The 19,376-nt window shown below is 70.5% G+C and carries 23 protein-coding genes; 7 read left to right on the top strand and 16 right to left on the bottom strand.

The window, feature by feature from the left end:
• The 3 genes from NQV15_RS00395 to NQV15_RS00385 are packed head-to-tail and all read right to left on the bottom strand — an operon-like array spanning position 1 to position 2,160.
• Positions 1-906: an aldo/keto reductase gene (locus NQV15_RS00395; protein WP_232402683.1), complete on the bottom strand. Its 906-nt coding sequence runs from the start codon at positions 904-906 to the stop codon at positions 1-3.
• Complete coding sequence (locus tag NQV15_RS00390) at positions 903-1,739, bottom strand: DUF5926 family protein (protein WP_232402681.1); 837 nt, start codon at positions 1,737-1,739, stop codon at positions 903-905. Before NQV15_RS00390 ends, NQV15_RS00395 begins: the two co-directional genes overlap by 4 nt.
• Positions 1,740-1,764: 25 nt before the next feature.
• Positions 1,765-2,160 (bottom strand): ATP-binding protein, encoded by a 396-nt coding sequence (locus NQV15_RS00385; RefSeq protein ID WP_232402679.1) that lies wholly within the window; start codon positions 2,158-2,160, stop codon positions 1,765-1,767.
• Between the two features lie 170 nt (positions 2,161-2,330).
• On the opposite strand from NQV15_RS00385, the gene NQV15_RS00380 reads away from it, so the two are divergent.
• Entirely contained in the window at positions 2,331-2,645 is a 315-nt protein-coding gene (locus NQV15_RS00380) for a rhodanese-like domain-containing protein (protein WP_232402677.1), read from the top strand.
• Here the strand turns inward: NQV15_RS00380 and NQV15_RS00375 are convergent.
• From NQV15_RS00375 to NQV15_RS00360, 4 genes are all read right to left on the bottom strand, one after another.
• Positions 2,642-3,709 carry a CPBP family intramembrane glutamic endopeptidase gene (locus NQV15_RS00375; protein ID WP_232402675.1) on the bottom strand — a complete coding sequence of 356 codons (1,068 nt, stop codon included), beginning with the start codon at positions 3,707-3,709 and terminating at the stop codon, positions 2,642-2,644. The genes NQV15_RS00380 and NQV15_RS00375 overlap by 4 nt on opposite strands.
• A gap of 75 nt (positions 3,710-3,784) precedes the next feature.
• Positions 3,785-4,063 carry an HU family DNA-binding protein gene (locus NQV15_RS00370; RefSeq protein WP_119703167.1) on the bottom strand — a complete coding sequence of 93 codons (279 nt, stop codon included), beginning with the start codon at positions 4,061-4,063 and terminating at the stop codon, positions 3,785-3,787.
• A gap of 102 nt (positions 4,064-4,165) precedes the next feature.
• Entirely contained in the window at positions 4,166-4,819 is a 654-nt protein-coding gene (aat, locus tag NQV15_RS00365; protein ID WP_232402673.1) for a leucyl/phenylalanyl-tRNA--protein transferase, read from the bottom strand.
• On the bottom strand, positions 4,816-5,772 hold the full coding sequence (locus tag NQV15_RS00360) for a phosphotransferase (protein WP_232402668.1): 957 nt from the start codon (positions 5,770-5,772) through the stop codon (positions 4,816-4,818). The genes aat and NQV15_RS00360 overlap by 4 nt, the downstream gene beginning before the upstream one ends.
• Positions 5,773-5,858: 86 nt before the next feature.
• On the opposite strand from NQV15_RS00360, the gene NQV15_RS00355 reads away from it, so the two are divergent.
• Positions 5,859-6,530 (top strand): EcsC family protein, encoded by a 672-nt coding sequence (locus NQV15_RS00355; RefSeq protein WP_232402666.1) that lies wholly within the window; start codon positions 5,859-5,861, stop codon positions 6,528-6,530.
• 109 nt (positions 6,531-6,639) lie between these two features.
• On the opposite strand, the gene NQV15_RS00350 is transcribed toward NQV15_RS00355, so the two are convergent.
• The 3 genes from NQV15_RS00350 to NQV15_RS00340 form a co-directional block, all read right to left on the bottom strand.
• Complete coding sequence (locus NQV15_RS00350) at positions 6,640-7,563, bottom strand: hydroxymethylglutaryl-CoA lyase (RefSeq protein ID WP_232402664.1); 924 nt, start codon at positions 7,561-7,563, stop codon at positions 6,640-6,642.
• A gap of 94 nt (positions 7,564-7,657) precedes the next feature.
• Positions 7,658-9,511, bottom strand: a complete 1,854-nt coding sequence (locus NQV15_RS00345; RefSeq protein ID WP_232402662.1) for an acetyl/propionyl/methylcrotonyl-CoA carboxylase subunit alpha — start codon at positions 9,509-9,511, stop codon at positions 7,658-7,660.
• A gap of 5 nt (positions 9,512-9,516) precedes the next feature.
• On the bottom strand, positions 9,517-11,058 hold the full coding sequence (locus NQV15_RS00340; protein WP_232402660.1) for a carboxyl transferase domain-containing protein: 1,542 nt from the start codon (positions 11,056-11,058) through the stop codon (positions 9,517-9,519).
• 47 nt (positions 11,059-11,105) lie between these two features.
• Here NQV15_RS00340 and NQV15_RS00335 point away from each other — a divergent pair, with 47 nt between their 5' ends.
• Entirely contained in the window at positions 11,106-11,657 is a 552-nt protein-coding gene (locus NQV15_RS00335; RefSeq protein ID WP_232402658.1) for a TetR/AcrR family transcriptional regulator, read from the top strand.
• Here NQV15_RS00335 and NQV15_RS00330 read toward each other — a convergent pair.
• Both NQV15_RS00330 and NQV15_RS00325 read right to left on the bottom strand, forming a co-directional pair.
• Complete coding sequence (locus tag NQV15_RS00330) at positions 11,608-12,510, bottom strand: EamA family transporter (protein WP_232402650.1); 903 nt, start codon at positions 12,508-12,510, stop codon at positions 11,608-11,610. The two genes, NQV15_RS00335 and NQV15_RS00330, sit on opposite strands and share 50 nt — an antisense overlap.
• A gap of 111 nt (positions 12,511-12,621) precedes the next feature.
• Positions 12,622-14,142, bottom strand: a complete 1,521-nt coding sequence (locus tag NQV15_RS00325) for an MFS transporter (protein WP_232402648.1) — start codon at positions 14,140-14,142, stop codon at positions 12,622-12,624.
• Positions 14,143-14,244: 102 nt separating this feature from the next.
• On the opposite strand from NQV15_RS00325, the gene NQV15_RS00320 reads away from it, so the two are divergent.
• Positions 14,245-14,772 carry a TetR/AcrR family transcriptional regulator gene (locus tag NQV15_RS00320; RefSeq protein WP_232402646.1) on the top strand — a complete coding sequence of 176 codons (528 nt, stop codon included), beginning with the start codon at positions 14,245-14,247 and terminating at the stop codon, positions 14,770-14,772.
• Between the two features lie 129 nt (positions 14,773-14,901).
• The gene (locus NQV15_RS00315; RefSeq protein ID WP_232402643.1) at positions 14,902-15,174 is read left to right on the top strand and encodes a DUF2277 domain-containing protein; all 273 of its coding nucleotides are present in this window, start codon (positions 14,902-14,904) and stop codon (positions 15,172-15,174) included.
• Here the strand turns inward: NQV15_RS00315 and NQV15_RS00310 are convergent.
• From NQV15_RS00310 to NQV15_RS00295, 4 genes are read right to left on the bottom strand one after another with little or no spacing between them, the layout of a single operon-like run.
• Positions 15,171-15,743, bottom strand: coding sequence for an IMPACT family protein (locus tag NQV15_RS00310; RefSeq protein WP_232403457.1), 573 nt, complete (start codon positions 15,741-15,743; stop codon positions 15,171-15,173). The two genes, NQV15_RS00315 and NQV15_RS00310, sit on opposite strands and share 4 nt — an antisense overlap.
• Before the next feature lie 38 nt (positions 15,744-15,781).
• Positions 15,782-16,549, bottom strand: coding sequence for a class I SAM-dependent methyltransferase (locus NQV15_RS00305; RefSeq protein ID WP_232402641.1), 768 nt, complete (start codon positions 16,547-16,549; stop codon positions 15,782-15,784).
• 16 nt (positions 16,550-16,565) lie between these two features.
• Positions 16,566-17,369, bottom strand: a complete 804-nt coding sequence (locus NQV15_RS00300; RefSeq protein WP_232402640.1) for a crotonase/enoyl-CoA hydratase family protein — start codon at positions 17,367-17,369, stop codon at positions 16,566-16,568.
• A 5-nt stretch (positions 17,370-17,374) separates the two neighbouring features.
• A complete protein-coding gene (locus NQV15_RS00295; protein ID WP_304523588.1) occupies positions 17,375-18,343 on the bottom strand; it encodes a MerR family transcriptional regulator in 969 nt (322 codons plus the stop codon).
• Between the two features lie 115 nt (positions 18,344-18,458).
• On the opposite strand from NQV15_RS00295, the gene NQV15_RS00285 reads away from it, so the two are divergent.
• The gene (locus NQV15_RS00285) at positions 18,459-18,746 is read left to right on the top strand and encodes a WhiB family transcriptional regulator (RefSeq protein ID WP_232402638.1); all 288 of its coding nucleotides are present in this window, start codon (positions 18,459-18,461) and stop codon (positions 18,744-18,746) included.
• A 70-nt stretch (positions 18,747-18,816) separates the two neighbouring features.
• Positions 18,817-19,374 (top strand): type 1 glutamine amidotransferase domain-containing protein, encoded by a 558-nt coding sequence (locus NQV15_RS00280; RefSeq protein ID WP_232402636.1) that lies wholly within the window; start codon positions 18,817-18,819, stop codon positions 19,372-19,374.
• The last annotated feature ends 2 nt before the right edge of the window (positions 19,375-19,376 follow it).

Below are 19,376 nucleotides of genomic sequence, written 5' to 3'. Positions count from 1 at the left end.
CTAGGCCAGGCGGGCAATCTCCTCGTCGGTCAGCACCAGGTCGAAGGACTCGACCAGGGCCGTGACCTGCTCCACGGTGCGGGCGCTGGCGACCGGCGCCGCGACGGTCGGCTGCTGGCGCAGCCACGCCAGCGACACCGCGGTGACGCTGACGCCGTGGGCTGCCGCGACCTCGTCCAGGACGTCCAGCAGCGCCACGTTGCGCTCGTCCTGCAGGTAGCCGCCGGCGCCGCCGGACCGGGCAGAATCGACCGCCGTGCCCGGGCGGTACTTGCCGGTCAGGAAGCCCGACGCCAGCGACGAGTACGGCAGCTCGACGAGGCCCAGCTCCGCGACGGTCGGCGCGAGGACCTCGGCGTAGTCGCGCTCGACCAGGTTGAGGTGGTCCTGCGCGACCGTGAAAGCGGTCTGGCCGGCGTCGGCGGCGATCGTCACGGCGTTCTTGAGCCGCTCGGCCGAGAAGTTGGACGCGCCCGCCTCACGGATCTTGCCGGCCTGCACGAGCTCGTCGAAGACGCCGACGTACTCGGCCTGCGGCACGTCCTGGTCGTCGCGGTGTGCGTAGTACAGGTCGATGTGGTCGGTGCGCAGCCGTGACAGCGAGTCGTCGACCGCGGCCCGGACGTTCTCCGGCGACAGGCCGGGCCGGTCGGGCAGTGAGTACACCTTGGTGGCGATGACGACGTCGTCGCGACGTCCGCGGGCCGCCAGCCAGTCGCCGATGATGCGCTCGGAGTCGCCTCCGGTGTTGCCCGGCGCCCACATCGAGTACACGTCCGCCGTGTCGATGGAGCGTCCGCCGGCGTCGACGAAGGCGTCCAGCACCGCGTGGCTCTCCTGCGCCGAGGAGGTCCAGCCGAAGGTGTTGCCACCCAGGACCAGGGGTCCGAAGTCCAGACCCGTCACACCTGGACCTGGCGGCTGATCAGCGCGGCACGGGCCGAGCGCTGCTCGGACGTCAACGGGCTGTCGTCGGCCAGCGCCTCGGCCAGACGCTTCTCGAAGTCGGCCGCGGGCTGCTCCAGATCGGCCGCATCGTGCTCGAACTCCCACACCGGCACGAGCAGGCCGTGGGCGCGGAAGTGGCCGATGAGCTTGGTGCCCTCGCCGAGGGTGTCCTGCCCGGCGGCGTGCAGGCGGGCCAGCGCGTTGAGCAGCGTCGTCTCGTCGTGCGTCATGATCCAGCGCAGGAACCGCTGGTCACCCATCTCGGTCCAGTACGCGCCGTCGACGGAGCTGAGGTGGACGGTCGGGGCGATCGTCTCGTTCGCCTCCGCGAGTGCCTCGGCCACACCCTCGGACCCGTCGACGCCCTCGACCCAGTAGTCGAAGCCGTCGTGGATCTCGACGTCGAAGCCCGAGGACGGGTCGATGATGTCCTGCAGCCGCGGGCCGACGCCCGGGTCGGTCATGCGGACGGGGTTGCCCGGCTCGGTCTCGCGCGCCAGCTCGATGACGTGCGCGAGATCGCGGCTGATGTCACCGAAGTTGTGGGCGACCTGCAGGCCGATCCAGATCTCGCCGTCCTGGCGACGGATGCCCGCTCCGTTGCCGGGCAGCATCGAACACACCCGGACGGTCTCGCCGGAGGCCAGGGTGATCGTCGCCGAGCCGGCCGGAACGAACTCGCGCAGTGCGACCCAGTCCGCCTCTCCGGGGAGTCCCTCGAAGGTGCGCGCCACGAACGGCATGCGTTCCTTCTTGGCGGCCTTGTTCTTGATTCGCGACTTCTTGCCCATGACGGGCGAGTCTAACGGGCGAGGCTCAGTAGGTGGTCAGGGCAAGCTCGGCGTTGACCCGGGTGCCTGCCGACATGTCGACCCACCAGCGATCGGCGACGCGGTTGATGATCGACAGCCCGCGGCCGCTGAGCGAGTCCTCGTCGAAGTCGATCGGCTTGAGGTGCCCACCGACACCGCCGTCCAGGACGCTGAGCTCGAGCAGCGTGCCCTTGATCGACCAGGCGACCTCGATGGTCCCGTCCTGGCCGGGCACACCGTGGCTCACCGCATTGGCGATCATCTCGCTGATCACGATCAGTGCGTCGTCGATGACGTCGCTCGAGGCGCGGTGCAACGTCAGGAACGAGGCCAGACGAGTGCGGGCGATACCGGGCGTTGACGCAGCGAAAGGCAGGCGAAGCGCATCCTGTGCCTTCATAGAGTCTCCAGACCGAACCAGTGATTTTTGCCGCCGGGTGCGTCCTCAATGCCAACCACGGACCATGGACCCATGGTCCAAAGTAACTACTCCATGGGCCATGTGCCACCCCTGGTCCCGAATCGGACCCCGTTCGAGGCGTGATTTGAACCGCACGAGACGATGTGGACATGGCCGAACAGAGCATTCCCACGACCGATGTCACGGCGATTCCCACACCGATTCCCGAGGATCTGGTGGTCCTGGACGTCCGCGAGGACCACGAGTGGGAAGCCGGGCACATCGACGGAGCGGTCCACATCCCACTGGGTGAGATCCCGGGGCGGATCGGCGAGCTCGACCCGACCGTCCGCACGCTGGTGATCTGCCACCTGGGCGGACGCTCCGCCCGCGCGACGCAGTGGCTGCAGGCGCAGGGACACGACGTGACCAACGTCGAGGGCGGCATGGACGCCTGGCAGGCAGCCGGACGTCCCGTCGTCTAGGAGTTCCAGCCCTCGGGCAGCTCGCCGGGGTAGGCGGGCGTGTCCGGGTGCAGCACCCGCGGCGGTTCGGCCGCGGTCGGCGGCGGGGCGTACCCCGCCGGCGGGTACCAGAGCATCGCGTAGGGCGGCGGTGGCCACATCGGGGCCTGCGGTGCGGGCGGGTCAGGGATGGGCTCGCGGGTGCGCTGCAACCCGGTGCGCCGAGCCGCCCACTCGACCAGCAGCAGGATCACGATGCCGGACACGACGGTCGGGATCAGATCTGTCGGACCGGCATCGGAGTCATCCGTCGCCGCGATCATGCCCAGCGCGTCCAGGACGAACAGCACGATGTTGTTGGCGGCGTGCGCCGCGATGGCCGCCTCGAGCCCGCCGGTGCGGATCGTCAGGATGGCGGCGGTCAGGCCGAACAGTCCCACGTCCAGCAGGCCCCACAGCCCGTACAGGTGGCCGGCGACGAACAGCGGCGTCGTGAGGATGACCGGGACGGCCGCGAACCGCGACCACGACCCGAACAGCTGCATCAGGTAGCCGCGGAAGACGTACTCCTCGGCGGCGGCCTGGAACGGCACGATCAGCACGATCGCGACGAGCGCCGCCACGACCCGGCCGTCGACGCTGCTCGCGCCGCTCACCGAGGTGGGGTCCGTCAGCTCGTCGACGACCAGGGACGCACCGATCGTCACGATGAACACGATCGAGGAGAGCAGGGCCATCAGGCCCATCCACCGCCACCGCAGGCGTCCGGCCACCGACGACAGGTAGCCGACCGGGCGCGGACCCACCACCGCGACGCCGATGAAGATCGCGGGGATCAGCAGCACCAGGGCGAGCATGTCCAGGACGAAGAAGTCCAGGTGCTCCAGGTCCAGGTCGCCGGCGGCGTCCAGCCATTCGTCCAGGCCGTTGCTCGAGTCCGTCAGCACGAACCACGCCGCCCCCGCGGCGATCAGCGCGATCGTGAGGCCCGCATAGGCCACGAGGGCGACCAAGCCGGCGAGCGGCAGCTTCCACCACGCATAGGCCGGCGTCTCGCGGGCGAGACGGTGATAGGGCGTGGCCATGCGAGATCCTTGCATCCCAGAGAACAGCAGCGCCACCGGGCCGAGGCCCGGTGGCGCTGAAGAGTTGGTGCTGTCCTACTTGGCGGCGGCCTTGAGGCGCGAGCCGACGCTGACCTTCACGCCGAAGCCGGCGGGGATGTCGATCGTCTCGCCCGTGGAGGGGTTGCGACCGGTGCGAGCGGCGCGCGCGACGCGCTCAACGGACAGGATGCCGGGGATCGAGACCTTCTCGCCCTTGGCGACAGAGTCGAGCAGGATCTCGCTGAAGGACGAGAGAACCGCGTCGGCTTCGGCCTTGCTGGTGCCGGCCTTCGAAGCGAGGGCAGCGACGAGGTCGTTGCGTGAAATGGCCACAAAAGCTCCTAATGAGTGGTGGGTGTGCGTGCATCAGTCTAGGAAGCCCCACTGACTGCCAGCCGGCACCCCGCTGCCGAGGGTGCACATTCCCCCGTGATATCAGGCCCAGCGAGCCGGCGGCGGGGCGTCCACCAAGGTCGCGAGGCGGGCCAGGTAGCGGTCCCGAGGCCACTCGGTGACACCGAGGGAGGCCAGGTGGCTGGTGCTCCACTGGGTGTCGATGAGGCCGTCCTCGCCGACCACCTCGGTCAGCGCCACCAGGGCGACCTTCGAGGCATCGGTGGCCCGGTGGAACATCGATTCGCCTGCAAACAGAGCACCGATGCTCAGTCCGTACAGGCCGCCCACGAGCGTCCCGTCGGCCGTGCGGGTCTCCACGGAGTGCGCCCAGCCCAGCCTGTGCATGTGGACGTAGGCATCGCGGATCGGGCCGTCGATCCACGATCCCGGCCGGGACGGGTCGGCGCACGCGTCGATGACCTCCTCGAATGACTCGTCGAACGTGACGGTGAACCGGCGCACCGAGCGAGCCAGCGAGCGGCTGACCCGCAGGTCGCCGGGCACCAGGACACCGCGGCGCATCGGTGACCACCACAGCAGCACGTCGTCGTGCGGCATCGGGAAGGCGCCGCTGCGGTAGGCGTCCAGCAGGGTCTCGGGGGCCAGGTCGGCGCCTGCAGCGATGCAGTCGTCATCGGGCCAGTCGGCGGGGTCGAACACCCACGGGGACGGTGGCAAGGGGGTGCGGGTCATGGCTCGAGCACCCGCGTCAGGTGCTGCAGCAGGGCATCGCCCCACTGGGTCCACTCCGCAGCCGTCGCCTCCTGCAGGCAGCCCCACCACAGCAGCGTCCGGTTGACCGGCTGGGTCACCGCGGCCGCGCGCTGCTGCGACGCGAGATCGGCCGGCGTGACGTCCCAGGCGTCGGCGCACGCCTCGAGGACGGTGGGCCAGGAGATGGTGTCCTGCCGGGTGATCCAGGCGTGCGGGACGCTCAGGATCTCGGCGGCGTGCGCCCACTGCCCGTCGCCGAAGTCGAACAGGCGCCCGTCGGCGGCGAAGACGTTCCAGGGGTGCAGGTCACCGTGCTGCCAGGTGGTGGGCAGGGACGACTCGTCGAGCTCGGCCGCCGCGTCGGCGACCCGGCCGCAGACGGCCACCAGCTGCGAGCGCAGGTCGTCGGACACGTGCCCGGGGTGGGCCTCGGGCAGTGCCGAGAGAATCTCCAGCAGGCGGTCGTAGCGGGCGACGACGGTGGACGGCCGGCAGTCCGGCAGGCCCGTGGCCAGCATCGTGACCTCGTGCCCGGCGACGATGCGCTGCAGGGCGGCCGCACCGGCCAGGATGCGGCACCAGTCGTCGACGGTCGGCTCCACGGCGTCGCCGAGGGTCGTGCCGCGGTCACGCGTGAGCATCCAGCCGCGCTCGGCGTCGACCGCGCACGGCGCCTCGACGGCGTCGGGGGCGAGGCGCGCCAGCTCGGCCTGCAGGAGCGGCTCGAACGACAGGTGGGCGCAGTTGGCCTTGAACCACACCGTCCCGGTGGCCGTCGGCACCTTCAGCTGCGTCGACCACGGCCGGATGCGGGGCTGCTCGATCGTCCCGACGACCTCGATGTCGCGGTTCGCGAGCTCGCGACGGACCCACTGCTCGGCGGTGTGCCGCCAGTCGTCGTGCGCGACGCGCTCGGAGAACGGGCGACCCATGACTCAAGCGTAGGCGCAGCGGCGGCCACCTGCGTCGCTTCGCCGCCGGGAGGCCCGGTCAGGTCATCGCTCCTATGCTGTTGGGCATGGGAGTTCGTCGTAGCGCTGCAATGATCGCCGGAACGAAGCTGGCTCCCACCGTCGGCTCCGGATACGTCCGGATCGTGCTCGACCGGGCGATCGACGGCATCGGGCCGCTGCGCTCGGCCGCCGCATCGGCCGACACCAAGCTCGTCGACGCCGGCGGCGACGTCGAGAAGGCGTTCGGCGGGCTGCTGCGGATGCACACCAGCCTGGCCGGGGTGCAGGGATTCGTCACCAACATCGGCGGGCTCGCGACCGCTGCGCTGGCCGTCCCGGCCAATGTCGCCGGTGTGACGATCGTGCAGTGCCATCTGGTCGCGGGGGTCGCCCACCTGCGCGGCTACGACCTGGAGGACCCGCGGGTCCGCAACGCGATCCTGGCCTGCATGCTGGGCGAGGACGCCGTCGCGGCGCTGGTGAAGTCGCACCGCCTGCCGTCGTCGCCGATGGCGCTGGCCACCTCACCGGTGCACGATCCAGTGCTCGACACCACCTTGTCCAAGGAGGTCACCGCCGAGCTGGTGGGCCGCACCGCCGGGCGTCGCGCCGTGACCCTGATCGGTCGCCGCGTCCCGTTCCTCGGCGGTGCCGTCGGCGGCTCGAGCGATGCCTGGGCCACCTGGCAGATCGGCACCTACGCCGGCCAGGAGCTCAAGGACCGCCGCCGCCACTGAACCGTGACGGTTTACCACGGTCCCTCCGCAAACTGCGTCCGCCCACGGCAAATTTCCCCTGGGCGGAGAGGGTTTGCCGAGGGACCGTGGTAAACCGATGGGGGCCGGGTCAGGCCAGGGCGCGGACGACGGCGCTCGCCGGCTCCTTGCCCAGCACCGTCGACATCCAGGCGCTGCTCTGCACCAGGGCGTCCAGGTCGACGCCGTGGGCGATGCCCAGGCCGTCGAGCATCCACACGAGGTCCTCGGTGGCCAGGTTGCCGGTCGCGCTCTCGGCGTACGGGCACCCACCGAGACCGCCCGCGGACGCGTCGAAGGTCGTGATGCCGGCCTGCAGCGCGGCGTGCGCATTGGCCAGGGCCTGCCCGTAGGTGTCGTGGAAGTGCATCGCGAGCCACTGCGTGCCGGTGCCGGCCGCCTCGAACTGCCGGACGAGCTCCTGCACGTGGGCCGCGGTCGCCACGCCGATCGTGTCGCCGATCGACAGCTGGGACGCGCCGAGGTCGAGCAGGCGGCGTCCGGTCGAGACGACCTGCTCGACGGGCACCGCGCCCTCCCACGGATCGCCGAAGCACATCGACACGTACGCGCGGACGTCCACGCCGGCCGCGCGGGCCCGGGCGACGACCGGCTCGAACATCGCGAACTGCTCGTCGAGGGTCGAGTTCAGGTTCTTGCGCGCGAACGTCTCGGTGGCGCTGGCGAAGATCGCGATGTGCCGGACCCCGGCCTCCAGGGCCCGGTCCAGGCCCCGCTCGTTCGGCACGAGCACCGGCAGCGGCACCGGGCCGTCCATCGGCAGACGGGCGACGAGGTCCGCGGCGTCGGCCAGCTGCGGCACCCACTTGGGGTGCACGAAGCTGGTGGCCTCGACGATCGGCAGCCCCGCGGCGATCAGCCGCCGGACGAACTCGGCCTTGACGTCCAGCGGGACGATCGCGGACTCGTTCTGCAGCCCGTCGCGCGGGCCGACCTCGTAGATCGTGACCGACTCGGGCAGCGCGGGGTCGCGGACGACCATGGGACGCGTCATGCTCTACCTCCTCCAGTGGCGCAAAAGCGCCCTCGAGCGGCGCAGTTCGGGCAAACACGCCGTCTCAAAAAGTCCAGATTGCGCCACTCGCGGGTCATGCGGGGTCGACCGTGAACAGCAGGTGCTTGATCGGGACCTGGTCGCCGGCGGCGGCTCCGACGTCGGCCACCACGCCATCGTAGGGAGCGGTCATCGCCAGCTCCATCTTCATCGCCTCGACGACGCCGAGCTGCTGCCCCAGGACGACGGTGTCACCGACGGCCACGTCGACGCGCAGCACCGTGCCGGGCATCGGCGAGACCAGGTCGGCGTCGGTCGCGGCGCTGCTGCGGTGCCCGCCGCGCATCGGATCGGGCGTCTCCAGCGGCCAGGTCTGCCCGTGCCACGCGATCGTGATGCTGTCGCGGTCGATGATCGCCAGCGCCTCCACGTCGTCGATCTCGTCGTCGGACAGGCCGAACGACCACAGCCGTCCCGTCTGGTCCTCCAGGGCGATGCGGGTCGGCGCCGGGTCCGCACCGGACCGCCAGCCGTCGAGCCTGCCGAACGGGTCGTCGCTGCCGACCACGGCATATCGCGCCCACACCGCCGCGGCGGTGCGCACGGCCTCCTCCGGGACGGCCGGCGCGGTGAGCAGCTCCGCGGACGCCGGGCTGTCGAGCCAGGCGGTGTGGATCTGCCCGGCGGCGAACTCCTCGGACGCCACGAGGCGGCGGGCGAAGCCCAGGTTCGTGGTGACCCCGAAGACGGCCGAGTCGTCGAGCGCAGCGACCAGCCGCTGCCGGGCGTCCTCGCGGTCACTGCCGGAGACCACGAGCTTGCCCAGCATCGGGTCGTACGCGGTCGAGACCTCGGCATCGGCCGCCAGATCGGACTCGATGCGCGCGTCCTGCGCCCACGCGACGTCCAGCACGTGCCCGGCCTGCGGCAGGAAACCGGCATACGGGTCCTCCGCGTACACGCGCACCTCCATCGCGTGCCCGGTCGCGGTGATCTCGTCCTGCGTCAGCGGCAGCGGCTCGCCCGCGGCGACGTTCAGCTGCCACTGCACGAGGTCCAGACCGGTGATCTCCTCGGTCACGGGGTGCTCGACCTGCAGGCGGGTGTTCATCTCCAGGAAGTACGCCCGGCCATCGGCGACGAGGAACTCGACCGTCCCGGCACCGGTGTAACCGACCTCGCGGCACAACGCGACCGACGAGTCGTGCAACGTGCGGCGCAGCTCGTCGGTCAGCCCGTACGCCGGGGCCTCCTCCACGACCTTCTGGTGCCGGCGCTGCACCGAGCAGTCGCGCTCAAAGAGGTGGACGACGTGCCCGGCCTCGTCACCGAACACCTGCACCTCGACGTGCCGCCCGGCCTCGACGTACTTCTCGACCAGCAGGGTGTCGTCGCCGAACGCCGATGCGGCCTCACGCCCGGCGGCCTCGATCGCTGCCGCCAGCTCGGACGCCTCGCGCACGATCCGCATCCCCTTGCCGCCGCCGCCGGCTGCGGCCTTGACCAGCACCGGGTAGGCATCGGCCGGCACGTCGCCCGCGGCGAACTGCGGCATGACCGGCACACCGGCCTTCTCGGCGATCGCGCGGGCCCGGTCCTTGCGCCCCATCGCGTCCATGACCTCGGCGGTCGGGCCGATGAACACCAGACCGGCCTCGACGACGGCTCGCGCGAACTCCGCCCGCTCGGACAAGAACCCGTAGCCGGGATGGATCGCCTCGGCCCCGGACGCCGCAGCGGCGGCCAGCAGCCGATCGATCGACAGGTACGACTCGGTCGCCGGAGTCGGTCCCAGGTGCACGGCGTCGTCGGCCAGCTGCACGTACGGGGCGTCCGCATCGGCGTCGGAGTACACCGCGATGCTGCGCAGCCCGGCGGCGCGGCAGGCCAGGATCACCCGGCGGGCGATCTCGCCACGGTTGGCGATCAGGACGGAGGAGAAGGTCATCGGGTTCACATCCTGAAGAGCCCGAAGCGGGGCTCGGGAGTAGGAACGGCGGAGGCCAGCTGCAGGCCCATCGCCAGGACGCGCCGGGTGTCGACGGGGTCGATGATCCCGTCGTCCCACAGGCGCGCCGAGGAGTAGTAGGCCGATCCCTGCGACTCGAACTGGTCGCGGATCGGCGCCCGGAAGTCGGCCTCGTCCTGCTCCGACCACTGCTCGCCGCGGGCCTCCATGCCATCGCGCTTGACCGTGGCCAGCACCGCGGACGCCTGCTCGCCGCCCATCACCGAGATCTTGGCGTTGGGCCACATCCACAGGAATCGCGGATCGTAGGCGCGTCCGCACATGCCGTAGTTGCCGGCACCGTACGAGCCGCCGATGACGACGGTGAACTTCGGGACGACCGAGGACGCCACGGCGGTGACCAGCTTCGCGCCGTCCTTGGCGATGCCGCGGTTCTCGTACTCCTGGCCGACCATGAAGCCGGTGATGTTCTGCAGGAACACCAGCGGGATGCCGCGCTGGTTGGCCAGCTCGACGAAGTGCGCGCCCTTGAGGGCCGACTCGCTGAACAGGATGCCGTTGTTGGCCACGATCGCGACCGGGTAGCCCTCGATGCGCGCGAACCCACACACCAGCGTCTCGCCGTACAGCGGCTTGAACTCGTGCAGCCGCGAGTCGTCGACGATGCGACGGATGACCTCGCGGACGTCGTACGGGGTGCGTGAGTCGACCGGGACGACGTCGTACAGCTCCTGCGGGTCCTCGCGCGGCGGGACGGACTCGTGCGGAGCGGGCTCACTGGTCGGACGCTCGAGCGTCCCGACGATCGAGCGGACGATCTGCAGCGCGTGCTCGTCGTCCTCGGCCAGGTGGTCCACGACGCCGGACGTCCGCGCGTGGACGTCGCCGCCGCCGAGGTCCTCGGCCGTGACGACCTCGCCGGTCGCGGCCTTCACCAGCGGCGGACCGGCCAGGAAGATCGTGCCCTGCTCCTTGACGATGACCGACTCGTCGCTCATCGCCGGGACGTACGCGCCGCCGGCGGTGCTGGAGCCGAGGACCGCCGAGATCTGCGGGATCCGCATCGCCGACATCTGGGCCTGGTTGTAGAAGATGCGCCCGAAGTGCTCGCGGTCGGGGAACACCTCGTCCTGCATCGGCAGGAACGCTCCCCCCGACTCGACCAGGTACAGGCACGGCAGGTGGTTCTCCTGCGCGATGGTCTGCGCCCGCAGGTGCTTCTTGACCGTCATCGGGAAGTAGGTGCCGCCCTTGACCGTTGCGTCGTTCGCGATGACGACGCACTCGCGGCCGCTGACCCGCCCGATGCCGGCGATGATGCCGGCGCTGGGGATGTCGCCGCCGTACATGTCGTGGGCCGCCAGGGCCCCGATCTCGAGGAAGGGCGAGCCGGGGTCGAGCAGGCGGTCGACGCGGTCGCGTGGCAAGAGCTTGCCGCGGCGGACATGACGCTCGCGGGACGCCTCGCTGCCGCCCTGCCGGACGGTCGCGAGCCGGTCACGCAGCTGGTCGACGAGTTCACGCATGCGAATTAGGTTAACAGCCATTAACCGACTGGCGCTAGACTGGTGCGGTGACGACGACCCGGCGCGAGCAGATCCTCGACACCGCGGCGACCCTGTTCGCCGAGCGCGGCTTCCACGGCGTCTCGATGCACGACATCGGCACGGCGTGCGGCATCTCCGGGCCGGCGCTCTACAAGCACTTCGCGGGCAAGGACGATCTGCTGACCCGATCCCTGACCTCGATCAGCGAGCGGCTGCTGGCCGAGGGCCGGGCGCGGTCGGAGGCTGCCGACAGCACGGAGGCCGCGCTCGACGCGTTGATCGACTGGCACATCGAGTTCGCCCTGGACCACCGCGCGCTGATCGTCATCCAGGAGCGGGAGTGGACCAATCTCGGCGCGGAGGGCCGCCGCGAGGTGCGCGCCCTGCAGCTGGCCTACATCGACATCTGGGTCGACACCGTCCAGCACCTGCGCGACGACCTGGACGCCGCCGAGGCGCGCGCCGCCGTGCAGGCCACCTTCGGGCTGATCAACTCGACCCCGCACAGCGCCCGCATCAGCCCGGACGTCATGCGGGCCCGGCTGGCGGCGATGGCTCGAGCCGCTCTGCTCGCGTAGCCCGCCGGGAGATCGTCGCCGCCGCCACACCGGCCAGCATGACGATCCCGCCGACGACCTCCAGCACCGTCGGCACCTCGTCCTGGAGGGCCCACGCCGCGGCGATGCCGATGACCGGGACCAGCAGCACGAACGGGACGACGGCGCCGGCCGGGTAGCGCGCCAGCAGCGAGTTCCAGATGCCGTAGCCGATCAGCGAGGCACCGATCGCGGTGTACAGCGTGCTGAGGATCGCCACGACGGACAGGTGGGTCAGCGCCCGGCCGACCTCGTGCCCGCCGTCGACCACCAGCGACAGCAGCAGCGCCGGCACCGGCACGACCAGCGCCGACCAGACGACCAGCGACAGACCTGACTGGACGCCGGCCTGGCGGGTGATGACATTGCCCGTGGCCCACGACAGGGACGCACCCAGCATCACCAGCACCGGGACGACGGGCGCGCTCGCCCCGTGGGCCACCACGACGAGCACCAGTCCCACCGTGCCGATCACCGCGCCGACGGCCTGTCGACGGGTAGGGGGCTCGCGGATGACGACGGCCGCGATGACGATCGTGAAGATGACCTGCGCCTGCAGCACGAGGGACCCGAGCCCGGCCGGCATCCCGAGGTCGAGGGCGATGTAGAGCAGGCTGAACTGCCCGAGGCTCATGAACGTCCCCACCGCGACGACGACCCTCCAGTCGGCGGCCGGCCGGGGGATGAAGAAGACCAGCGGCACCGCGACGAGCACGAACCGCATCGCGAGGAACAACAGCGGCGGGACGTCCGCCAGGCCCTCGTCGATCACGACGAAGTTGAGCCCCCAGATGAGCATCACCAAGACCGCGAGCAGGCTGTGCTTGAGGGACATGCGTCCAGTGTCCCGCCACCTCGTCCCGCGAGTGGCGCAGTCTCACCCCCGAGTGGCGCAGATTGCGCAGACTCGCCGTCTCAAAAAGTCCAATCTGCGCCACTCGCGGGTTCAGGCGTGCTTGAGGGTTCTCCACGAGACCAGGGCCGCCAGCAGGGCGATGACGATCGCGGCCGCCGAGGTGTACTGCACGCCCAGGTCGAAGGCGCCCCGGGCCGAGTCCAGCAGCGAGGTGCCGACCTCGTTGGGGTAGAACTTGGCCACCTCGACCGTGCCGCCGAGCGTCTCGAAGGAGCCGTTGCGATCCCCCCACTGCACGATCGCCGGATACGTCAGGTGCGAGCGGTAGATCGACGTCAGGATCGTGCCCAGGACGGCGGTGCCGAGGACCGCACCGATCTCGTACGCGGTCTCGGAGATCGCCGACGCCGCACCGGCCTTGGACGGCGGGACGCTGGACAGCATCAGGTCGTTGGTCAAGGTCTCGGCCATGCCGATCCCGATGCCCATCACGGCGAACGCCACCGCGACCGTGACGACCGTCGGGGTGCCGGTCATCGCGGTCAGCGCGTAGCCGACCGCGGACGCCGCGAAGCTCGCCGTCACCAGCACCCGGGCCGACACGACCCGCAGCAGGCGCACGGCCACGAATCCGGCCACGACCGTCGCCGCCAGGCCCGGCAGCAGCACCAGCGCAGCGTCCATCGCCGACAGCCCCAGCACCAGCTGCAGCAGCTGCGAGCCAAGGAACAGGAAGCCGGTGAAGCCCATGAAGCTCAGCAGGTTGGCCAGGATCGCCCCGCTGAAGACCCGGTTGCCGAACAGCGACAGGTCGATCATCGGCGACGGGGCCGTCCGCAGCCGGCGCACGAGCGCCCAGGCCGAGATCATCCCGACCGCGAACGCGGTCAGCGTCAGGTCGGTCAGGCCGTGCTCCGCGAGATTCTTGATCGCGAAGACCAGCGGCAGCATCGTCGACAGCGACAGCCCGATCGACGGCAGGTCCAGCGGTCCGGGCGCGGGATCGCGCGACTCCGGCAGCAGCAGCAGCGCCAGCGGGACGAAGGCCAGGATGATCGGGGCGTTGATGAAGTAGACCGAGCCCCACCAGAAGTGCCCCAGCAGCCAGCCGCCGAGCACGGGACCGAGCGCCGCGCCGCCGGAGAACATCGCGGCCCACGTGGCGATCGCGATGCGCCGGTCCCGGGCGTCGTGGAAGACGTTGCGGATCAGCGACAGCGTGGACGGCATCAGCATCGCGCCGAACACTCCCTGCAGGACGCGCGCGACGATCAGCATCTCCGGGCTGCCGCTGAAGGCGGCGAGCAGCGAGGCGACACCGAAGCCGATCGACCCGATCACCAGCAGGCGCCGGCGGCCGAAGCGGTCGCCGATGCTGCCCATCGCGATGAGCAGGCCCGCGAGCATGATCGCGTAGATGTCCACGATCCACAGCAGCTGCGTGCCGGTCGGGCGCAGGTCGATGCTCATCGCCGGGAGGGCGAACGTCAGCACGGTGTTGTCCACCGAGGTCATCAGGACCGGCAGCATCAGGACTGCCAGCGCAGCCCATTCCCGGGCACCGGCCCGCTGCGAATCCATGGTGCCGGTGGTGCGTTCCATCGTGCTCATGTCGTCCTCCCCTCGGTGTCTGGCCGTCCGATCAACTGTACCGTCTGGACGGTTTAGTAACGATGCCGGGCCGCCCGGCATTCCCCTCGCTAGGGTGGTGCCATGGCCGCCGAAGAACGTCCCACGCGTGACCGGTTGCTGGACGCCTTCGAGACGCTGCTCGTCACGGCGGGCAGCCGCTCGGCGACGCTGGACGCCGTCGCGGCCGAGGCGCACGTCTCCAAGGGCGGGCTGCTGTACCACTTCCACAGCAAGGACGAGCTCGTCGAGGGAATGCTGACCCGGCTGCGCGAGCAGGGCCGCGCCGATGTGGAGAAGATGCGGACGGCCACGAAGGGTCCCGTCGACTTCTATCTCACCACCTCGATCAACTCCGGCAGCGACTTCGACCGCGCCCTGATCGCGGCCGGGCGCATCGCCCAGGAGAACGACTCCCGGGCGTCCGAGGCGCTCGCCGACCTGCGCGAGGGGTGGTTCGCGGTGCTGCTGGAGCACCTGGCCGACGAGTCGCTCGCCCGCACGATCCAGCTCATCGGCGACGGGCTGTACTTCGACGACACCACCGGCCTGGCGGAGAAGAATGCGCTCAAGCACGTCCGTGACGTGCTGACCCGCCTCGACGCCCTCTGAGCCCACACCCCTCACCGCTGGGCCTGACGTTCTTGCTGGCTCGCACGGCGTGTCGCGGTCAGAACGTCAGGCCCAGCGGGGTGTCTCGGGGCTCTGTTGCTGCCGGCGTCACGGGGTTAACCTGCCCGGATGTGCCGCAACATCCGAACCCTCCACAACTTCGAGCCCGCCGCGAACGACGCCGAGATCCGGGCCGCCGCGCTGCAGTACGTCCGCAAGATCAGCGGCTCGACGCATCCGTCCAAGGCCAATGAAGAGGTCTTCTACCGCGCGGTGGACGAGATCGCCCACCTCACCGGCCACCTGCTCGACGACCTGGTGACCACCGCGCCGCCCAAGGATCGGGAGATCGAGGCCGCCAAGGCCAGGGAACGGGCCGCGAAGCGCTACGCGACCAGCTAGGCGTCGACCCAGGCCGTACCCGCGTCCTCGACGTCCGCCCGTCCCCCACTGATCGCGGCGACCTCCGCGGCGAGCCGTTCGGGATCGGCCACGCCCACCGTGATCACGACCCGCCGGCCGTACGCCACGTCCGTCACCGCACCCAGACCCCGCAGCCGGTGCTCGATCGCGCCGGCTTCGGCGATGTCCGCGGTGACCAGCATCGTGTGCACGAGACGTCGCTCGCGCGTGCCTGCCGCCTCGAGCGCCAGGCGGGTCGCGTCGCCGTAGGCCCGCACGAGCCCACCGGCGCCGAGCAGCGTCCCGCCGAACCACCGCGTGACGACCACGACCACATCGCTCACCCCGTGGCGGGTCAGCACCTCGAGCATCGGCGCCCCGGCGGTTCCCGCGGGTTCGCCGTCGTCGTTCGACCGCCGGATCGCCGCATCGGGGCCGATCACGAACGCCGAGCAGTGGTGCCGGGCGTCGTGGTGCCGGCGGCGCGCGGACGCCACCACCTCACGGGCCGCCGATTCATCGGCGACCCGCTCGGCGACGGCCAGGAACCGCGACCGCTTGACCTCGATCTCCGCCGAGGCTGAACGGGCGATCGTCCGGTAGACGATCAGGCCTTGCGGAGCTTCAGGAAGATGCTCGGGCCGAAGTTGCTCTTGGCCAGGCGCTTCTGGCTGATCCGCTCGGCGGCCAGCATGACGCTCTTGGGCAGGGCCTTCTTGAGCGTCTGGCTGCGCAGGTTGGAGACCGACAGCTTGCTGTCCAGCAACAGGCCGGCGTTCGCGAGCTGGCCGACCACGGTGTCGATGTTGTGGTTGACGAAGGCGATCGCGTCGGGCTCGTCGGCCTTCGTCTGGCGGATGTCGACCGGCTCGATCGGGAGGGGCGTGCCCTCCTTCTTGTGGCGGCGGCGGTTCTTGAAGTGCCCGTAGTTGGCGACCTCGATGATCGCGGTGCCGCCGGGCGCCAGGACGCGGGCGATCTCGGCGAACTCCGCCGAGGGCTCGGGCAGGTGGTGCATGACGCGCACCATCGTGACGAGGTCGAGCTCGCCGTCGGCGAACTTGAGGTCGTCCGCCTGCATCTGGACCTGCTTGATGTCGGTGCCGGCGAGCACCTTCTTGGCCGCCTCGAGCTGGGTGGCGGCGGGCTCGGCCAGGGTGACCTCGTCGGCATACTCACGCAGCAGCAGGCACAACCGGCCGAAGCCGCCGCCGATGTCGGCCGCCTTGCGGTAGTGATTGCCATTCAGCAGGCGCCGGATGGCGATGCGCTCGGCAGCGTTCTCGTAGTCGCGGTTGTCCCAGTACTTGGTGTAGTCGTAGTCGCGCTCGTACTGGTTGGCGACCTTCTTGGAAGGCTGGTTGTCGTCAGTCACGCCCAGAACCCTACCCTCAGCGCCCGAATGTCCGCGGACCGAAGACGGGCTTGGTCTTGGCGGCACCGGCCTTGCGGGCGATCGCCGTGTTGCTGGCCTTGAACATCGCCGACTGCAGCTTGCGCTCGAGCCGGTAGGTCTTGCGCAGGCTGCCGCGCCGCGTGCCGTAGACGAGCTGCTTGGTCGCGGCCACCGAGTCGGGCGAGCGCTCGATGATCTGGTCGACGAGCGCCAGCGCCGACTTCAGCGGGTCCTCGCTGACCTCGGTGGCCAGCCCGAGCTCGCCCGCGCGGGCACCGGAGAACTGCTCGCCGGTCATCGCCAGGCGCATCAGCACGTCGGCCGGCAGCAGCTCGCTGAACGGCACCGTGCCGGCCATGTCGGGCACCAGGCCCCACTTGGCCTCCAGGATCGCCCAGGTGGCGTCCGGGGTCGTGAAGCGGAAGTCGGCGCAGGCGGCCAGCTGCAGCCCGGCGCCGTAGCAGTGGCCGTGCACGACCGCGATGACCGGGACCGGCAGCTCGCGCCACACCTGGTTGACCAGCTGGAAGCGGTTGACCGTGCGCGGACCGGCGAAGAACATCCGGGCCACCTTCTTCTTGTCCTTGAACGCCGCGCCGAAGTCCAGCCCCGCACAGAACGAGCGACCGTTGCCGCGCAGCACCACGGCCCGGACCTCGCGGTTGCCTCGCAGCGAGGTGGCCGCAGCGATGAGCTCGTCGATCGTCTCCAGGTCGATGCCGTTGAGCTTGTCCGGACGGTTCAGGGTCACGTACGCGAGGGGGCCGTCGATCTGGACGAGCACGCGGGATTCGGTCATGCCGTCTAGGTTACCGGCGGGTAGGTCCCGGAATGGCCGACGGCGGCGCAGATCCGGCCGAGTGCCGTCCCGAGGTCGGGGACGTCCAGCGCGTCCTGCAGCCCTTTGCGGCGGGCGACGTCGTGCGACCACCCCGGACCGCCCAGGAGCACCGCACTGTCGTGGCGGGCCCGCCCCAGGACGTCCCACAGCATCTCCTCCTGCGGGCACGCCATCGACGCCCACATGAAGATGGCTTCGGGCCGCACCCGGGCGGCCACGCTCGCCAGCGACTCGGCCGGGAGCCTCGCGCCCAGCATCAACGGCTGGATGCCGCTCTCGGCGAGGGCCGCCTCCAGCCCGAAGACCGGCAGCGTGTGCTCATCATTGCCGGCGCTCGCCAGGATCACGGTCGGCGCCGGCGGATCGGGATCCTCGAACCGTCGGGTGTGGGCCCGCAGCTCGGCGATCATCGCCTCACTGGCCAGGTGCTCGGCCTCCAGGCGGAAGCGGCCCGCGGACCACTCCCGACCGATCTCGACCAGGGTCGGCGAGATGATCTCGGTCCACGCCCGCACGACACCCATGCTGCGCACCGCGTCGCCCACCAGTCGCCCGATGCGCCGGGCGTCATCGGCCATCGCCGCCTCGAGCAGGGCACCGACGATCTCGGACGGTCGTCCGGGCTCCCGCTCGGCGTACCCCTGCTCGAAGTCGATGGCCTCGGCGAGGCCGTCGTCGTCCAGCGAGTGGGCGACGCGGGCGGCGTCGGCCGCCGGGGCGCCCCTGGCGATCAGCAGCTGGGTCAGCTGCACCCGCTCGATGTCGGCCTCGGTGTAGCGGCGGTGTCCGCCCGAGGTGCGGCGGGACGGGCCGACGTCATATCGGCGCTCCCAGGTGCGCAGGGTCGAGGCCGACATGCCGAGGCGGGCAGCGACCGATCCCATGCCCCAGCCGAGCTCCGGATCGGCGTCGGGGGCGCCCGTGGTCGGCATCGCTCAAGCCTAGATCGGCTCGCGGTTGCCGCACGTTGAGCAGGTTCTGAACAATTTGTGCATCAAATCTGCATCTGGTGCGTTTCGAGCCGTCAGTTCGGGGCAATCCACCCGCATGGTCAACGTGAAGCGGCTTCCAGGTCCTATCCTCGACGCCTACGAGTGGCAGTACCAAGGCGCCTGCATGGGCGTCGACAGCTCGGTGTTCTTCTCGCCCGAAGCCGAGCGCGGCGCCAAGCGGGAGCGCCGTGAAGAAGCGGCCAAGCGCCTGTGCCGACAGTGCCCGGTCATCGACCGGTGCCGCGAGCACGCACTGGCCGTCCGTGAGCCCTACGGCGTGTGGGGCGGCCTGACCGAGGGAGAGCGTGCGGCCATCGCGCGCCAGGAGAAGATCGCCAGCTGACCGCCGGCTCGGCACGCTCGTGACGGTCGGGGGGCTTCACGAGCACCTTCACACCACCTCAGGAGGCACCATGGCAGCACTGTCCGGCAAGAAGATCGCCTTCCTCACGGCGCAGGTGGGCGTCGAGAAGGTCGAGCTGACCACTCCGTGGCAGGCGGTCCTGGACGCCGGCGGCACGCCGACGCTCATCGCTCCGGAGGTCTCGGCCGTGCAGAGCATGGTCGGCGACGTCGACAAGGACGAGACCTTCGATGCCGACCTCGCGGTCGCCGGTGCGTCCGCCGCCGACTTCGACGCCCTCGTGCTGCCGGGCGGCACCGTCAACGCCGACAAGGTGAGGGCGGATGCGGCCTCGGTCGCGCTGGTCACGACCTTCGCCGAGGCCGGCAAGCCGATCGCCGCGATCTGTCATGGCCCCTGGGCGCTGGTCGAGGCGGGAGTGCTGCCGGGCAAGACGTTGACCTCGTTCCCGAGCCTGCGCACCGACATCACCAATGCCGGCGGGTCCTGGGTCGACGAGACCGTCTTCCACTGCCCCGCACAGGGTTGGGACCTCGTGACGTCCCGCAACCCCGACGATCTCGACGCCTTCTGCTCCACCCTCACCGACGTCTTCGCGAAAGCCTGATT

The sequence above is a fragment of the Aeromicrobium wangtongii genome (assembly GCF_024584515.1).
In the GTDB taxonomy this organism is placed as follows: Bacteria; Actinomycetota; Actinomycetes; order Propionibacteriales; family Nocardioidaceae; genus Aeromicrobium; species Aeromicrobium wangtongii.
This window is presented reverse-complemented; position numbering and strand designations above follow the sequence as displayed.

Coding starts and splice junctions, on each gene's coding strand:
- NQV15_RS00385 (WP_232402679.1), bottom strand. CDS start 2,160: ATGAAGGCACAGGATGCGCTTCGCCTGCCTTTCGCTGCGTCAACGCCC.
- NQV15_RS00375 (WP_232402675.1), bottom strand. CDS start 3,709: ATGGCCACGCCCTATCACCGTCTCGCCCGCGAGACGCCGGCCTATGCG.
- NQV15_RS00355 (WP_232402666.1), top strand. CDS start 5,859: ATGGGAGTTCGTCGTAGCGCTGCAATGATCGCCGGAACGAAGCTGGCT.
- NQV15_RS00280 (WP_232402636.1), top strand. CDS start 18,817: ATGGCAGCACTGTCCGGCAAGAAGATCGCCTTCCTCACGGCGCAGGTG.
- NQV15_RS00390 (WP_232402681.1), bottom strand. CDS start 1,739: ATGGGCAAGAAGTCGCGAATCAAGAACAAGGCCGCCAAGAAGGAACGC.
- NQV15_RS00350 (WP_232402664.1), bottom strand. CDS start 7,563: ATGACGCGTCCCATGGTCGTCCGCGACCCCGCGCTGCCCGAGTCGGTC.
- NQV15_RS00295 (WP_304523588.1), bottom strand. CDS start 18,343: ATGCCGACCACGGGCGCCCCCGACGCCGATCCGGAGCTCGGCTGGGGC.
- NQV15_RS00345 (WP_232402662.1), bottom strand. CDS start 9,511: ATGACCTTCTCCTCCGTCCTGATCGCCAACCGTGGCGAGATCGCCCGC.
- NQV15_RS00380 (WP_232402677.1), top strand. CDS start 2,331: ATGGCCGAACAGAGCATTCCCACGACCGATGTCACGGCGATTCCCACA.
- NQV15_RS00340 (WP_232402660.1), bottom strand. CDS start 11,058: ATGCGTGAACTCGTCGACCAGCTGCGTGACCGGCTCGCGACCGTCCGG.
- NQV15_RS00320 (WP_232402646.1), top strand. CDS start 14,245: ATGGCCGCCGAAGAACGTCCCACGCGTGACCGGTTGCTGGACGCCTTC.
- NQV15_RS00325 (WP_232402648.1), bottom strand. CDS start 14,142: ATGAGCACGATGGAACGCACCACCGGCACCATGGATTCGCAGCGGGCC.
- NQV15_RS00360 (WP_232402668.1), bottom strand. CDS start 5,772: ATGGGTCGCCCGTTCTCCGAGCGCGTCGCGCACGACGACTGGCGGCAC.
- aat (WP_232402673.1), bottom strand. CDS start 4,819: ATGACCCGCACCCCCTTGCCACCGTCCCCGTGGGTGTTCGACCCCGCC.
- NQV15_RS00330 (WP_232402650.1), bottom strand. CDS start 12,510: ATGTCCCTCAAGCACAGCCTGCTCGCGGTCTTGGTGATGCTCATCTGG.
- NQV15_RS00300 (WP_232402640.1), bottom strand. CDS start 17,369: ATGACCGAATCCCGCGTGCTCGTCCAGATCGACGGCCCCCTCGCGTAC.
- NQV15_RS00315 (WP_232402643.1), top strand. CDS start 14,902: ATGTGCCGCAACATCCGAACCCTCCACAACTTCGAGCCCGCCGCGAAC.
- NQV15_RS00285 (WP_232402638.1), top strand. CDS start 18,459: ATGGTCAACGTGAAGCGGCTTCCAGGTCCTATCCTCGACGCCTACGAG.